The sequence below is a fragment of the Shewanella inventionis genome (genome assembly GCF_014641855.1).
Classification (GTDB): Bacteria; Pseudomonadota; Gammaproteobacteria; order Enterobacterales; family Shewanellaceae; genus Shewanella; species Shewanella inventionis.
Map to the genome: position 1 here is coordinate 144,498 of NZ_BMII01000005.1, position 14,469 is coordinate 158,966.

A 14,469-nucleotide genomic window follows, 5' to 3' on the forward strand; every position below is an offset into this window, starting at 1 on the left:
ATAACGCCATGGCTACAACTGTAAAGTAACCTTAAGCCCATGGGGATCAACGCGCTCAAAACACAACTCACCTTGATGTAAACTCATAATATGCTGACAAATAGACAAACCAAGCCCCGCACCTTGAGCTGTGGTTTCATCGGCACGATAAAAACGATTTTTGGCTAATGCGATTTCTTCTGTCGTCATACCACAACCTTGATCAATCACTTCTATATAAGAGTGCGATCCATTGTTAAAAGCGTTAATGGTAATTAACGACTCTACAGGGCTGTATTTACAAGCATTTTCGATAATGTTTTTTAACACTAACTCAAGATAAAACGGATCAGCATTGATGGTCATGTCAGCAGGAATATCAATGCTCCATTCATAATCAGCAATAATATGTAATAACTGATTAATGACATTGTCGACCAAACTTTGCAGCTTACAGTCTGAACGATTTAACACCTCTAATGCATCAACACGCGACAATAAAAGTAGCTGCTCTACGGTGTGATTTATTCTGTTTACCCCCTCACCGATGGCATCAATATATGGCAAAGAGATTTGTTGTACATCCTTGTTTTGTGCCGATAACACATCAACTAAACCATCACTGTGTAATTTAATAATGGCTAATGGCGTTTTAAGCTCGTGAGCCGCATCTGCACTAAATCGACGCTCGCGCATCATGGTGTCTGCGATCCGTAATAAATAGCTGTTGAGCGCTTTTTGCACTGCGGCTAACTCACTGGGCAATTTAAAGTTTATTGGAGTAAGATCTTGAGCGGGTCGCTTATCTAAATGACGCTCGAGTAATTTGAGTGGTTTGAATAAAAAATAGGTTAGCAGCAACATAACAAACATCATGATTGGCGTAATAATTAATGGAGAATGCCATGTGTTACGAACAATAAGAGAGACCAGTTCCTGCCTTACATCATCGCGTTGAGCGGTCACAATCCAAACTTGATGTGGTTGTGAAAAAAAGCTGTAAACATGCCACAAATCACTACCTATGTATCGCGTATCATAACCTTGAGTAAAGTGGGTTAATGTTTGCTCGCCTGAGCTGTCTGAATAAGCAAGTATTTGCCCTGTAGTCGATAACAGCTGGAAAGAGAGCTTATGCTCATAAGATAGGGTTATCGGGTTGGCTTGTTCAGCAAATGTTTCAATATTGGAATCAGCAACATGAAACAAAATAGGTCGTTTAACTAACTGTTCAAGTTCCTCTTCGGTTAACTGATTAACATAAAACTGCTCAAGCACTTTTGCCGTTTGAACCATTTGCGCATCAAACAGTTCTTCGACTTCGTGCATTGCATCTCGAGAGCTTAATATGCTCGAAAAAGTCACAGTGAGCACAATACCCAACAACATTAGCAAACTAAACAACAAACGAAGAGAGAACATATTTTCCTGTTAAACTGACAATTAATGCCTACTACCAAGCCCGGTTAAAAATAGTAGCGTGGCGGTCATATCGTTAAATACCATCATTCTAATAAAGAATTAGATAGTCTCCGTTAAAATATAGCCAATTCCCCTTACCGTTTTAATTAATTCTGTGGCCATTTTTTTACGCAAATGATGAATATGTACCTCAATTGAGTTACTGCCAACCTCATCCCAACCATAAGTTAACTGTTCAAGCTGATTACGAGTCAACACACGCCCTGCAGATTGAGCAAACTCTAAAAGCAATTGATATTCACGTCGTGACAATGTCACTAACTCGCCACGAAAATGCACTTCACAGCGAGTAAAATCTATCTCTAAAGCGCCATAACGAAATTGATTATTGTCTAAACCATGTTGACGCCTAATGATCGCCCTAAGCCTGGCAACTAATTCCCTTACATCAAAAGGTTTGCTCAGATAATCGTCAGCGCCTATATCTAAACAGGCAAGCTTGGTATCAAAATCAGTATTGGCAGTTAACACAATAATAGGTAACGATACGCCGCTGCGACGCCATTGTTTTAACAAATCTGCACCATTACCATCGGGCAAACCCAAATCAAGAATAATAGCGCTAAAGTCTTCGTTACTGAGCGCAGCCTGAGCTTGTTTATAAGAAGGTAAATGATCGACCTGAATCCCCTCTTTTGCCAAACTCATTACCACACCTTGAGCTAATAATTTATTATCTTCAACCAGCAATACACGCATATGTTGTTACCCTCGAAACACCTTAAAATCGACACCTTGCTGCTGTAAAAAATCTTCAGCTTGCGCGCCTTTGAGCATCGACATAGTCGCTAACATCCCCGCCATAACGCAATTGGGCGCCAGCACTGTCACCGATAATGGCGCCTGCTCTACTGGGTAACCATTTTTAGGATTAATAATGTGTCCATAACGTTTACCTGCCACTTCAATATAGCGACGAGTGTTGCCACTGGTCGCTAAAGCACCTTGTCTAATAGTCAAAAGCGCAGCGGCGTTATCAAGTTTATGAGGGTTTTCAATACCCACTTGCCAACCATCTTTGTTTATAACAGGGCATGCTATGTCACCGCCAAAGTTAACCAAAACCGCATGAGGCCAGCGCTGAGCCAATAACTGTGCAGTGCGATCAACAGCATATTCTTTCGCGATACCACCAAAGTCGACACTCATGCCTGCTGGCATGGTTAAAGTATTATTGGTGAATGTGATGCGGTTGAAACCGACATGGCTTAAGGCATCATCTATTTCAGCCTGTTCGGGAATTCGATGCTGCCCTTCAAAGCGCCATAAAGCCATTAATGGACAGGCACTGATATCAAATGCCGTATCACTTAACACATAACACTTTTCGGCAAATTGAAGTAAATGCAGGGTTTCAAGGTCAATTAATCGGCTTTCTCCTTGTGCATGGTTTAAATGCCAAACAGCATTGCCTTGAATAAATCGACTGAATTTTTGCTCTATCCGCCTGGCTTCATCATAAGCCAGGGTTAACATTTGCTTTGCTACATACTCATCACTGACCTGCATTAATATTTCACAGGGGCTGGCCATGGCAGTAAATGAGCCCAAAAAGCCCCAAGGACGAGGCTGTAAACTCATCGCTGTTGGGGCTGTTAATTTGCGACTTATCGGTTTAGTCAAATTAACTTACTCGTATTTGCTAAGTCATTCATCTTAGAACGAATAACTCACTTGAGCCACAATTGCCTTTACAGAAGGAAACAAATCATATTGTTGTAACTGCCCAGGCAATACCGTGCCATTATTGTCAGGATTTTGCTGGTAATACTCTAAACGATAACTCATCTCATGGCCGTTAGATAATCGTTGACCAAATTTAACCCCTACAGTGTATGCGGTCATGTCACCAATACGATAATCGGCACTGGCATATTCAGGTAAATCTTCACCACTGAGCAAGAAAGGTTGATAGAACTCAGCCGCTTGTTGTTGGTAATACCGTAAATGCAATTGTGCATACATGGTCGGACTTAGATTATAGCGATAATGTGTTTCTAGAGTATGTGACTGAATATCCCAGTCGTCAGTACTGTATCGATATGAAAAATCAACCACACCTGAATCAAGAGCCCCTTTAGTCATCACAAATACACTGTGTTTCAACCTAGAGTCTGGGCGATTTTCATATCGATATGCCTGAGTTTGACCGTTGAGATCGACTTCACTGAGTATTTTATACGGGTCTGTCATGTAACCAGACACGCTTGATAAACCATAATTGGCTTGCATTAACCAATTGCGATTCAAAATTTGAGTGACCCCAAACATAATATCGCTTGTTTGCTTTGTATCATCACCGCTTAAACGGGTTTGATCAAATGCCGCCTGATAGTCTGCATCACTTTCATAATTGTCTCTAAATACCATTTGCGACATTGCCATAGGGCGGCCACCAACTGGATCAACGATATCGTTGGTAAACGCAGCCGATAATGACAAAGTGGTATTATTTTTATTCAAACTACGTTCAAGACCCGCGTTAACACCCATTGACAGGTAATCAAACTCTTTCGAAGCATAAACGCCAACATTGGTAGTCCAATCTTGATTTAGCACTTCTTGCCAATTAGCACTTAACTGAACCCGTGTGTCATGGAAAGTATCATCTAACGGTGTATCACCTGCATTAATGGTGTACTCACCTTTGCCTGATGGGCGAGTGAACGTTTGACTTTCTGCTTGCGCCACAGCACCAGATGCAGACGCTCCGGTTAAGCTGTCGACAACAATTTTCATGTCGAGCAACGATGTATCGCCAAATGCTTTTTGCACATTGCCAATAGCTTCTGCGGCTTGTACACGGTCTTGCTCACCGTAATACATTATCGCGGCATCCACCTTCCAATCATCTTGGGTTAATTGAGGATCAGCGGCATACGCCTGCTGACCAATCAAACTGCAACTCGCAATGGCTAACGCACTGGCGATATGTTGTTTTGATGTTAGTTGCATCCACAACCTCCACCCGCTAGCGAACGTCCACCACTGGTACCCTCTTTGCTAAAGTAAATATGATCATCTAAAGCTAAATCGAGTTTCTCACTGTTTAAGGCCATGTCTGCTCGGGCAAATTGATCTTTCTCCCATGGTTGAACACCAAGGCTTGAACAGCCTAGCAAACCACTTGCGATCGCAAATGTCACTGCGATCTTAACTAACGGACGATAACACACAGTTGTCATATGTTTACTCCTGTAACAACACTTGAATTTCTTGCTCGTAGGCTGGAATGTTTTCTTCAAAAAATCCGACATGGGTTTGCACTAATTCACCTTGGCGATTAAACAAAAAACTGCTTGGCATTCCTTGTAAATCATAGGCTTTCGCTACATCGCCCTCTGGGTTAAACCGTAAATTAAATTGTGCTGGTAACTTACTAAGAAACTCACGAGCAAGCGCAGTATCAACATCAAGATTGATGGCTACCACTTCTAAGCCTTGTTGTTGATATTTGGCTTGCATGGCATTCATCCAAGGAAATGATTTACGACATGGGCCACACCATGAGGCCCAAAAGTCAACATACACAACCTTGCCAGCAAATTGCTGTAAGCTGACCGATTGCCCTTTACCATCTAACACAACGTGGTCCAACGAAGGTGCGCTATAAACCGCAGAACTCATTGCTATCGTTAAAGTAACAAAGGCATTTTTTAGGTTAACTACGTTTGAAAAAAATTGCTTTGACATCATATTTACACCCAATGACTAGATGTGAGACACACTAGGCCACCAATCTTAAGGTTTACTTAAGCAACAAAAGCAATTGCTCAAAATAACCAAGCATTAGCCACCAATCATTTTCGACACTAGGCCTTTATTTTGGCCGTTCTCGGCCAGTAAAATGCCCGCCAAATGCAAACTAATAAATGGAATGAAGTACCACAATGCCAGCTTATGAATTGTTTCTGCTTGATGTTCTATGGCCTCAGGCCCAAATTTAACTGCCAACCCAGTAATCACCGATAAGGCAACACCGGCATAAAATAGCCAATACACCCAGGCTTGAAATTTTTGTTTAATTGTCGCCTGAGCTGAAAACGCAGACTGGTAATGCAGGCCAAATTTACTCATGTACGCAAAACGAGCAACAACTAAAACGCTTACTGCATAGCCAAAATAAATATGCCAATTAAACATTACCCCACGGATCCCTTTTGCAATACTTACAGCTTGTTTATCGGTGATCATGATATCCATATTGGCTAAGCCTTGAGTGATCACGGCTGCCATATGATTTTTTTCCATCCACCCGAGGCGTAACAGCACTGTGAGTAACATCACCATCATGGTTAGGGCTAATCCCCAATGCAGCAGACGATGGAGTAACGGAAAATGAACTTGAGTACGCATATAAACCTCGATAGATTAAGATAACCACAGCATTATTGCCCCGTAACCTTAACAATCACTTACGGTTTATGGTTTTATGCTCAATATGGCTGAGCGACAAGATGAACTTAAAAGGGATGTATGAATAGGACGTTATCATGACAGAGTTTTTCAAACGAACTCAAAGGCTTGCATTATTTACTGCTGGCTTTGGTACATCGCTAGGTGGACTTTACACTGTTGCGCCTCAATGGGCTTTGGCGCAGTTAAACCAATTACCCTATATTGCTAGCGACACGATATTTATCCAGCATTGGGGCTTCTTGGTGTTGATGATGGGATGCAGCTTTTTTATTGCGATATTTCGTAATGACTGGATTATCCCAGTGTTTTGGGTGGCATTAATTGAAAAATTATTTTTTGTCAGTTTAGTTATTGGTTATTCAAGCCAACCTTTTACTAATGGCTTTTGGTTATCCATGGCAATGGACAGTGTTATTTGTCTGTATATTGCGGCTTATCTATTAAGCTTTAGGCAGGCGAAAACGAATACGCTCATATAGTATCTACAGGTTCTTTACGATCACATTTTTTGCAGTTAAGTTGCATGCCTAAATGTTGCTCACGACCCCGCTCTGTTGTGATCCATTCACGGACAGTCCAGGGTGGATCATGACGTACATGTTGAAAATGCCCACATACAAGCTCGGCAACCCAAAGCTGTTCTTCATCTAGGTGGTAACCAACTATTGGCTGATGCATGCATTTCTCTGTGTATAAAAAAGCCTGAACGAGTCAGGCTTTTTTATTAATTATCGCTATTTTTTACGGTCACGAATATGGGTCATTGCACGCTTACGACGGCGCTCTTGCCCTAAGGTTAACTTTTCTGTTTTACCTTCAAACGGGTTAGCGCCTTCATGGAATCGTAATTGAATTGGCGTACCAACCACTTTTAACGAACGACGGAAATAATTCATCATATAGCGCTTATAAGAATCTGGTAGCTTACTCACCTGATTACCATGCACAACAACGATCGGTGGGTTGTAACCACCAGCATGAGCATATTTGAGTTTCACGCGGCGACCATTAACTAAAGGCGGCTGATGATCGTCTTGTGACATCTGCATAATACGGGTCAGCATTGACGTACTAACACGGCGTGTAGCACTGTCGTACGCTTCTTCAATTGACTCATATAAATGGCCTACGCCAGTGCCATGCAGTGCAGAAATAAAGTGAATACGCGCAAAGTCGATAAAACCTAGACGGCGATCTAACTCACTTTTTACGCGATCTTTTACAGCTTGATCAATACCGTCCCACTTATTAACAGCTATCACCAATGCCCGGCCAGCGTTTAAGGCAAAGCCAAGTAGGCCTAAATCTTGTTCTGCAATACCTTCTCGAGCATCAATCACTAATAATACAACGTTTGCATCTTCAACTGCTTTTAAGGTTTTAATTACCGAGAACTTTTCGATAACCTCATGCACTTTACTGCGACGACGTACACCGGCTGTGTCAATTAAGACATACTCACGGCCTTCACGAGACATAGGAATATAAATACTGTCGCGAGTAGTGCCAGGCTCGTCATAAACCACAACACGCTCTTCACCTAAAATACGATTAATCAGTGTCGACTTACCCACGTTAGGCTTACCAATAATGGCCAGCTTAATGGGTAAATTTTGCAAACGTGTTTGTTCAGCTTCTGCTTCTTCTTCGGTATATTCGCGCTCTACTTGCTCACCTTCTTCGTCAAGCTCACGCTCAATGCCCATGGCTTCTGCATAAGGTGTGAGTGCATAATCAATCATGTTGGTCACACCACGGCCTTGAGCCGCAGCCATTTGGTAAACTTCACCTAGGCCTAGAGACCAAAACTCACCACAGGCTGAGTCTGCGTCGATACCATCTACTTTGTTAGCCACCACAAAAGTCACTTTGTCACGGCTGCGTAAGTGTTGCGCGATAGCTAAATCTGCGGCAGTTAAGCCCGCGCGAGCATCGGTCATAAATAACACGACATCCGCTTCTTCGATCGCGGCTAATGACTGTTCAGCCATTTTAGTTTCGATCCCTTCTTCGGTGCCATCAATACCGCCGGTATCAACAACGATAAACTCGTAACCCGCCAAAAAGGCACGGCCGTATTTACGGTCACGTGTTAAGCCAGGAAAGTCAGCGACTAACGCATCACGAGTACGTGTAAGACGATTGAATAATGTCGATTTACCGACGTTTGGTCGCCCCACAAGGGCCACTACAGGGATCATGATTTTGCCTCTAAAAAACTTTTCAATAAAAAGCCCCCGGAACGCTTCCAGGGGCTCTAGTGAAGATATTATACCTTAATTAATGCAGAAATGATCCTAAGACTTATTCCGCACTGGCGTCAGTATCTTCCTCAACATTCGCTTGCTCACTGCTTAAGGTGACTGAAGCCAGTTTACCGCTTCGACCCTGAACATAGATTTTATCATCAACCACTAATGGCTGAGCAAATAAGCCGTCACTGTCGACTTGAATTCGGCCAACTACATCACCGTTATTACGGTCAATAAAATGTAAATAGCCTTCTAAGTCACCAACCACTAAATAATTGTCAATCACTGCTGCCGCTGTCAATTGACGATTTTTAAGGGTTGAGTTACTCCATAGTTCTAAACCATTACGACGGTCTACAGAATAGATGCGACTACGGTCATCCACTAGGTATAAGCTTAAACCCGCTTCGGCAAGATCGTTAAAACTTGAGTATTTACGCGACCAAATTATCCGACCACTACGAAGCTCCATCGACACTAGATTACCGTTGTAACTTGCCACATAGAGATTGTCACCCAAAATTAATGGCGTCATGTCAACGTCGGCCATACGGGTAAACTCATTACCGCCACTTGGAGTGAAAACAGGTTGTTCCCACGCAGCTTGGCCATTGTTTTTAACCACAACAGCAACTTTACCGTCAGCGGTACCCACAAAAAAACCACCCGCTTCATAAGCGGCTGACGAGGTTCCGCGCAATGTTAAGTTAGGCAGTTGGCTTTCATATGTCCATAGCTTTTCACCGCTATCAATATTAAAGCCTTCAAAAGCACCTTTAGCGGTATTCACAGCAACAACATCTTCGGCAACAGTAGGAGTAGACAGTAATTCACCATTGGCTTGAGATGACCACAGTACTTCACCCGTTGCTTCATCTAAAGCAACCAATAATCCAGTTTCGCCACCTACAAAAACTTTGTTACGAGCGGCAGTCACTCCAGCAGCTAAACGCATGCCTTTGGTTTTTGTTTTAAGCTTTTGCTCAAATACATCGTTAAAGTTTTGCGACCATAACTCTTCACCTGTTGCTTCATCAAACGCAACAACCACACCACTGCGATCTGCAACAAATAACTTGCCATAACGCACGGTTGGACGAAGTTGCGAGTAATAATCACCTACGCCTTCGCCTACATTAGTGTCCCAGCTGATCTCTGGAAACACGGTTGCTTTAATTTCAACTAATTCACTCACAGGCTCTTCTTCAACATCACTTGAAGAGCAAGCAGATAAAAAAGCAACACTCAGCCCAACGGCAAGCAGATTTTTACACCACGACTTCATTGGCTAATTCCTTATGCCTTGTTTAGGTTGTCTAGTTTCATTGTTAGCGCAGGACTGGTTAACGCACCGCCATTATCTACTGCTGCTTGATAAGCTAACTTGGCTTTATCCAAATCACCTTGACGCACTAATAAGTCGCCTTTTAATTCTTCACGTTGCGAAGCAAACGCTGTGTCTGTCACCTGCTCAAGTGTTGCAAGTGCTACACCTAGATTGTTTTGCTCAGCTTGGATGCGTGCTAAACGAATGGTTGCAATCGTCTCTATACCTGAACCAGGCTTAGCTGCAATCACTTTGGTTAACGCAGTTTCGGCTTTGGTTAGATCACCGGCATCAACCGCAGCTTTAGCCACCAATAACTCAAGCAAAGCTTGATATCCAGCTTGGTCGTGCTCAGAGGTAAAGGTTTCTGCTTGCGTTAAAAACGCCGCTGGGTTGCTCGATTGCTCTGCAATTGATTGAAAAGTCTGAGAAGCTTGTTCAGCTGACTCCACTTTCATGGCTGAATATTCATTCCAACCATATAAACCACCTAGGCCAACCACTGCACCTACGATAATAGAAACACCATAATCTTTTCCGAACTGCTTGATAGCATCTACTTGTTGTTCTTCTGTGCTATAAATTTCCACTTGCACTTCCCCTTTTAAATCAGTTCTGCAATTTTAGCGACCAGTTCAGTACGGCTCACTAATTGTTGTTCGTTGTTGTTGCGTAAAGGCTTAATAGCAACTTGTTTGTTAGTCACTTCGTTTTCGCCAATAATCAACGCATATTGAGCACCGCTTTTATCTGCGCGCTTCATTTGTTTTTTAAAGTTACCACCACCACAATGACTCATGACTTTAAGCGTTGGTAACTGTTGACGCAACTCTGCCGCCACTTTAATGGCTTCAACGACGCAATTATCACCCATTGCGGTCACGTATACGTCGACTTCAGCAGCTATATCACTGGTTAGCCCTAAGGTTTCAAGCAGTAATACAATGCGCTCTAAGCCCATTGCAAATCCAACCGCGGGTGTATCTTTGCCACCAAGTTGGCCAACAAGACCATCATAACGACCACCGGCAAGCACAGTGCCTTGAGACCCTAAGCTTGTGGTTACCCACTCAAAAACTGTGCGGTTATAATAATCTAATCCACGCACCAAGCGCGGGTTGATTGTGTATTGGATACCAACCGCGTCTAAGAGTTCACATAAAGTTGAAAAATGTGTTTTCGACTCTTCACCCAAGTAATCCATTAAGTTTGGCGCATCGGATAAAACCGCCTGTACTTGTGGGTCCTTGGTATCCAATACCCTTAACGGGTTTGAATACATACGGCGTTGGCTGTCTTCATCTAAGATGTCTTTGTGCTGTTCTAAAAAGGCAATTAATGCATCGCGATACGCAGCACGCTCAGCGGGATCGCCTAAGGTATTTAGCTCTAGTGCTACATGCTCTTTAATGCCAAGCTCATCCCATAAACGAGCTGACAACATTAACACTTCAGCATCAATATCAGCGCTGCCAATCCCGTAGGTTTCAACACCAAATTGATGAAATTGACGATAACGACCTTTTTGAGGACGTTCGTGACGGAACATAGGACCCATATACCACAAACGTTGCTCTTGGTTATAAAGCAAGCCATGTTCATTGCCTGCACGTACAGTTGAGGCGGTTCCTTCTGGGCGCAATGTTAAGCTGTCGCCATTACGGTCTTCAAAGGTGTACATCTCTTTTTCGACGATATCGGTTACTTCGCCAATTGAACGTTTAAAGAGATCGGTGCTTTCAACGATTGGAGTACGAATTTCACTGTAACCAAATGCGCTCACAGATGAACGCAATACTGCTTCGACTTTTTGCCAAATGGGGCTTTGAGTTGGCAGAATATCGTTCATTCCGCGAATTGCTTGGATTTGCTTTGCCACTGTTACTTGTCCAATTTCAAATTAGCTTGCACTAATAAATGTAAATTTACCCGCTCAAACTATGCGTAAGCATAACGAGCAAGTTAGAGAATTATTCTGTTTTGTCGGCTATTTCAATACGGTTAGCTATCATAGCGGCTTTAGCACGAATTTTGGCTTCAAGGCCATCAACAATATTGTTGTTGTCAAAACGCTCTTTTTGGCGCACACCATCGTCGTAATAACCGCTCTTTGCATGACCGCCCGTTAAACCAATATGAGACACTAACGCCTCACCAGGGCCATTAACCACACAACCTATGATTGACACATCCATCGCGGTTGTTACATCTTCTAAACGACGCTCAAGTTCATTAACGGTTTGAATAACATCAAACTCTTGACGTGAGCAAGATGGACACGCAATAAAGTTGATCCCGCGGCTTCGAATGCGCAGCGATTTTAAAATATCAAATCCCACTTTAATTTCTTCAACCGGATCGGCCGCCAACGAGATACGAATCGTATCACCAATGCCCTCGGCTAACAGCATGCCTAACCCGACAGCAGATTTAACCGAACCAGAGCGCATTCCACCTGCTTCAGTAATGCCCAAATGCAGAGGTTGACGGATTTGCTTGGCCAGTAAACGGTATGACTCAACCGCTAAAAATACATCAGAGGCTTTAACGCTGACTTTAAATTGGTCAAAGTTCAACCTATCTAAAATATCCACGTGTCGCATTGCAGACTCAAGCAAAGCTTCTGGCGTTGGCTCACGGTATTTATCCATTAAGTCTTTTTCTAGCGACCCACCATTAACACCAATGCGAATAGGGATATTTTTATCACGAGCACACTCAACTACACTGCGAATGCGTTCTTCATTACCTATATTACCCGGGTTAATGCGTAGGCAATCTACGCCATATTCAGCCACTTTTAAGGCGATACGGTAATCAAAATGAATGTCGGCAACTAATGGGACTGTCACCGATTGTTTAATGATTTTAAATGCTTCAGCAGCTTCCATTGTTGGCACAGAAACACGAACAATATCTGCACCGACTTTTTCTAGCGCTTTAATCTGAGCAACAGTGGCAGCAACATCAGTGGTTCGAGTATTGGTCATCGACTGCACAGCAATCGGTGCACCATCACCAATAGGCACATTGCCCACATAAATACGAGTGGAAGGTCGGCGAATAATTGGGGATTCGTTATACATGCAATTACACTCTACTGCTAGTTGCTAAAGCCTATTCAGCTTCAGGCAGGGTTAATCTGGCGACTCTACCGTTGGCAAACTCAGCCAGGCTGATTTTGCTTCCGTCAAGGCTAACATTGGCTACTTGTGGTGCGCCTAAAATCACTTTAAAAGGTTTTACACCACGCACTTCAACCGTATTGGCAGCAGTTTTTACACCATCAACTAGTACTTTACCATTAGCATCAATGACGTTTATCCAGCAATCGCCTGTTAATTCAATGGTCAATGTACCTTCTGAGCTTGTATTAGCAGAGGCACTATTTGTGCTAACAGGTTTATTGTTACTCGCTGAATTAGCCGCCGATGATACCGACTCAACACTTGGTTGATTGAGGGTACTGGTTGGCGCAGGGTCTAGCGTGCTTGTAGTTAATTGATTCGTTACCGTTGAAGCGCTATTAGGCACATCAAGACTTGTTGCTGTAGGCGTATCACCCGTAACTAGGGCACCGGTTGCTGGAGCGGCTACTTCTGTAGAGGCACCATTGTTAGTTGACGTTATCGCTGAAGCCGCGTTATTGTCCTGGGTAACTTGGGTGTCAGGTTCTGCTTGTTCATCCGCAGGTCGAATAATTTGTTGTGGCTCTGCCATGTTAGTGTCTGCAGCAATTTCTTCTGCCGTTGGTAGCGAAACGTCAACATCAGTTAATAATGACGACTTTTGTACCCACCAAAGCACCAACATCGCAATCAATATGGTCACAATTAAGTAAGTCACTAAATTAAGACGGCTATTACGAGCCTGATGGGTGGTTTTGCGCGAAAAGCTTTGCATTGCCGGAGGGACAATTTCGGGCAATTGATGATTTAAACATTGCTGTATTTCACTGTTGTCAGCATTGACAAAACGTGCATAGTTTTTAACATAACCTCGAACATAAGTTGTCGAGGCTATATTGTCAAAAATGTCTTTTTCAATATCACTGATAATGCCTGGTCGCAAATGCAGCTGTGCTGCAACCGCTTCAATTGACAGCCCTTTCGCTTCACGAGCCGCCTTTAAAATAGCGCCAGCGGTAACAACATCTTTTAACAATGCCGCTTTTTCAGCGTCTTGTTTTACTTCGAATTCTTTAGTCATTAATTCAAGTTAGCTCTATAATTTTTGGCTTGTGGAGATGCAGGAAACTTCGCAATTAATAAAATGCCAAATCGTTTTACGGCTTCCGGGTTATTTGCCGCCTGCTCAATCTTGATCCCTAAGGCTAAACTTTCTGCTGATTCACTAGCAACTCGATGGTATCTTGCGAGTTGTTCGCGCGCATCGCCGTAGTCAGCCTCTTCCATGGCTAACTCGGTTAATTCTATTAAGGTTACTTTTCTTCTTTGGTCATACTTTAACGCCATATTAAAATACTGTCGCGCTTTTTCTTTATTACCGGCTTTACGGCTACATACACCTAAATTTTCATAACTTGAGGCTGTACGGGTGTATTTAGGCGTATTAATCGCGGCTAAAAACATGGTTTCAGACTCAGAATATTTTTGTTGCTGACACAAAAATACACCAAAATTGTTTCGTGCATCTCCTGTCGCATCACTAAGCCCTATTGCACGTCGGTATGATTCTTCTGTACGCGCTATATCCCCTACAGTTTGGTAATAATAAGCCATAGCCACATGCACTTCGCTCATGTCTGGGGCATATTCTACGGCTTTGTTTAAATTATATTTTGCCTGCTCGCTATTACCGCGATTTAAATACGTTAACCCAAGTTGCATACGCTCACGTGCAGCGCCTACCTTGTCAAACTTACGTTCAGCAACTGGGGTATCGGTTCCACTATAGGTGCGCTCGGTTACACATCCGCTAACCGACAGCGCCACAATAGTAATCGCTAAAACTTTTTGCAATCCGTGCTTCATTTATAAGCCTATTATC

Annotated in this window: 16 protein-coding genes; 1 reads left to right on the forward strand and 15 read right to left on the reverse strand. The window is 43.0% G+C overall.

Annotation, left to right across the window (positions count from 1 at the left end; all coding sequences use genetic code 11):
- Positions 1-12 precede the first annotated feature (12 nt).
- The 7 genes from IEW93_RS04415 to IEW93_RS04445 all read right to left on the reverse strand — a co-directional run bounded on the left by IEW93_RS04415 (position 13) and on the right by IEW93_RS04445 (position 5,817).
- Complete coding sequence (locus tag IEW93_RS04415; protein ID WP_188737300.1) at positions 13-1,401, reverse strand: ATP-binding protein; 1,389 nt, start codon at positions 1,399-1,401, stop codon at positions 13-15.
- Positions 1,402-1,500: 99 nt separating this feature from the next.
- Entirely contained in the window at positions 1,501-2,160 is a 660-nt protein-coding gene (locus IEW93_RS04420; protein WP_188737303.1) for a response regulator, read from the reverse strand.
- 6 nt (positions 2,161-2,166) lie between these two features.
- Positions 2,167-3,042 (reverse strand): FAD:protein FMN transferase, encoded by an 876-nt coding sequence (locus tag IEW93_RS04425; RefSeq protein WP_223420034.1) that lies wholly within the window; start codon positions 3,040-3,042, stop codon positions 2,167-2,169.
- Positions 3,043-3,117: 75 nt separating this feature from the next.
- Entirely contained in the window at positions 3,118-4,416 is a 1,299-nt protein-coding gene (locus IEW93_RS04430; RefSeq protein WP_188737305.1) for a DUF3570 domain-containing protein, read from the reverse strand.
- Positions 4,407-4,646 (reverse strand): DUF4266 domain-containing protein, encoded by a 240-nt coding sequence (locus IEW93_RS04435; RefSeq protein WP_188737307.1) that lies wholly within the window; start codon positions 4,644-4,646, stop codon positions 4,407-4,409. Before IEW93_RS04435 ends, IEW93_RS04430 begins: the two co-directional genes overlap by 10 nt.
- A gap of 4 nt (positions 4,647-4,650) precedes the next feature.
- Positions 4,651-5,088 (reverse strand): TlpA family protein disulfide reductase, encoded by a 438-nt coding sequence (locus IEW93_RS04440; RefSeq protein ID WP_373284874.1) that lies wholly within the window; start codon positions 5,086-5,088, stop codon positions 4,651-4,653.
- A gap of 162 nt (positions 5,089-5,250) precedes the next feature.
- On the reverse strand, positions 5,251-5,817 hold the full coding sequence (locus IEW93_RS04445; protein ID WP_188737309.1) for a cytochrome b/b6 domain-containing protein: 567 nt from the start codon (positions 5,815-5,817) through the stop codon (positions 5,251-5,253).
- Between the two features lie 137 nt (positions 5,818-5,954).
- Between IEW93_RS04445 and IEW93_RS04450 the strand changes: the two genes are divergently transcribed.
- Positions 5,955-6,359: a hypothetical protein gene (locus IEW93_RS04450; protein ID WP_188737311.1), complete on the forward strand. Its 405-nt coding sequence runs from the start codon at positions 5,955-5,957 to the stop codon at positions 6,357-6,359.
- Here the strand turns inward: IEW93_RS04450 and IEW93_RS04455 are convergent.
- From IEW93_RS04455 to pilW, 8 genes are all read right to left on the reverse strand, one after another.
- Positions 6,352-6,558 carry a DUF3565 domain-containing protein gene (locus IEW93_RS04455; protein WP_188737314.1) on the reverse strand — a complete coding sequence of 69 codons (207 nt, stop codon included), beginning with the start codon at positions 6,556-6,558 and terminating at the stop codon, positions 6,352-6,354. The genes IEW93_RS04450 and IEW93_RS04455 overlap by 8 nt on opposite strands.
- A gap of 56 nt (positions 6,559-6,614) precedes the next feature.
- Positions 6,615-8,081 (reverse strand): ribosome biogenesis GTPase Der, encoded by a 1,467-nt coding sequence (gene der, locus IEW93_RS04460; RefSeq protein ID WP_188737316.1) that lies wholly within the window; start codon positions 8,079-8,081, stop codon positions 6,615-6,617.
- A 103-nt stretch (positions 8,082-8,184) separates the two neighbouring features.
- Positions 8,185-9,417, reverse strand: coding sequence for an outer membrane protein assembly factor BamB (gene bamB, locus IEW93_RS04465; protein WP_188737318.1), 1,233 nt, complete (start codon positions 9,415-9,417; stop codon positions 8,185-8,187).
- A gap of 11 nt (positions 9,418-9,428) precedes the next feature.
- Entirely contained in the window at positions 9,429-10,049 is a 621-nt protein-coding gene (locus IEW93_RS04470) for a tetratricopeptide repeat protein (RefSeq protein ID WP_188737320.1), read from the reverse strand.
- Positions 10,050-10,063: 14 nt separating this feature from the next.
- Positions 10,064-11,338, reverse strand: a complete 1,275-nt coding sequence (hisS, locus tag IEW93_RS04475; RefSeq protein WP_188737321.1) for a histidine--tRNA ligase — start codon at positions 11,336-11,338, stop codon at positions 10,064-10,066.
- Positions 11,339-11,429: 91 nt separating this feature from the next.
- Positions 11,430-12,545 carry a flavodoxin-dependent (E)-4-hydroxy-3-methylbut-2-enyl-diphosphate synthase gene (gene ispG / locus IEW93_RS04480; protein ID WP_188737324.1) on the reverse strand — a complete coding sequence of 372 codons (1,116 nt, stop codon included), beginning with the start codon at positions 12,543-12,545 and terminating at the stop codon, positions 11,430-11,432.
- A 31-nt stretch (positions 12,546-12,576) separates the two neighbouring features.
- Positions 12,577-13,668: a RodZ domain-containing protein gene (locus IEW93_RS04485; RefSeq protein WP_188737326.1), complete on the reverse strand. Its 1,092-nt coding sequence runs from the start codon at positions 13,666-13,668 to the stop codon at positions 12,577-12,579.
- A complete protein-coding gene (pilW, locus tag IEW93_RS04490; protein ID WP_188737328.1) occupies positions 13,668-14,453 on the reverse strand; it encodes a type IV pilus biogenesis/stability protein PilW in 786 nt (261 codons plus the stop codon). Before pilW ends, IEW93_RS04485 begins: the two co-directional genes overlap by 1 nt.
- Positions 14,454-14,469: the final 16 nt, after the last annotated feature.

Excerpts from the sequence above, each read along its gene's own strand:
- IEW93_RS04485 (WP_188737326.1), bottom strand. The coding sequence starts at position 13,668 with ATGACTAAAGAATTCGAAGTAAAACAAGACGCTGAAAAAGCGGCATTG.
- IEW93_RS04425 (WP_223420034.1), bottom strand. The coding sequence starts at position 3,042 with ATGAGTTTACAGCCTCGTCCTTGGGGCTTTTTGGGCTCATTTACTGCC.
- IEW93_RS04420 (WP_188737303.1), bottom strand. The coding sequence starts at position 2,160 with ATGCGTGTATTGCTGGTTGAAGATAATAAATTATTAGCTCAAGGTGTG.
- IEW93_RS04415 (WP_188737300.1), bottom strand. The coding sequence starts at position 1,401 with ATGTTCTCTCTTCGTTTGTTGTTTAGTTTGCTAATGTTGTTGGGTATT.
- IEW93_RS04435 (WP_188737307.1), bottom strand. The coding sequence starts at position 4,646 with ATGACAACTGTGTGTTATCGTCCGTTAGTTAAGATCGCAGTGACATTT.
- pilW (WP_188737328.1), bottom strand. The coding sequence starts at position 14,453 with ATGAAGCACGGATTGCAAAAAGTTTTAGCGATTACTATTGTGGCGCTG.
- IEW93_RS04455 (WP_188737314.1), bottom strand. The coding sequence starts at position 6,558 with ATGCATCAGCCAATAGTTGGTTACCACCTAGATGAAGAACAGCTTTGG.
- ispG (WP_188737324.1), bottom strand. The coding sequence starts at position 12,545 with ATGTATAACGAATCCCCAATTATTCGCCGACCTTCCACTCGTATTTAT.
- bamB (WP_188737318.1), bottom strand. The coding sequence starts at position 9,417 with ATGAAGTCGTGGTGTAAAAATCTGCTTGCCGTTGGGCTGAGTGTTGCT.
- IEW93_RS04430 (WP_188737305.1), bottom strand. The coding sequence starts at position 4,416 with ATGCAACTAACATCAAAACAACATATCGCCAGTGCGTTAGCCATTGCG.
- IEW93_RS04445 (WP_188737309.1), bottom strand. The coding sequence starts at position 5,817 with ATGCGTACTCAAGTTCATTTTCCGTTACTCCATCGTCTGCTGCATTGG.
- der (WP_188737316.1), bottom strand. The coding sequence starts at position 8,081 with ATGATCCCTGTAGTGGCCCTTGTGGGGCGACCAAACGTCGGTAAATCG.
- IEW93_RS04450 (WP_188737311.1), top strand. The coding sequence starts at position 5,955 with ATGACAGAGTTTTTCAAACGAACTCAAAGGCTTGCATTATTTACTGCT.
- IEW93_RS04440 (WP_373284874.1), bottom strand. The coding sequence starts at position 5,088 with ATGAGTTCTGCGGTTTATAGCGCACCTTCGTTGGACCACGTTGTGTTA.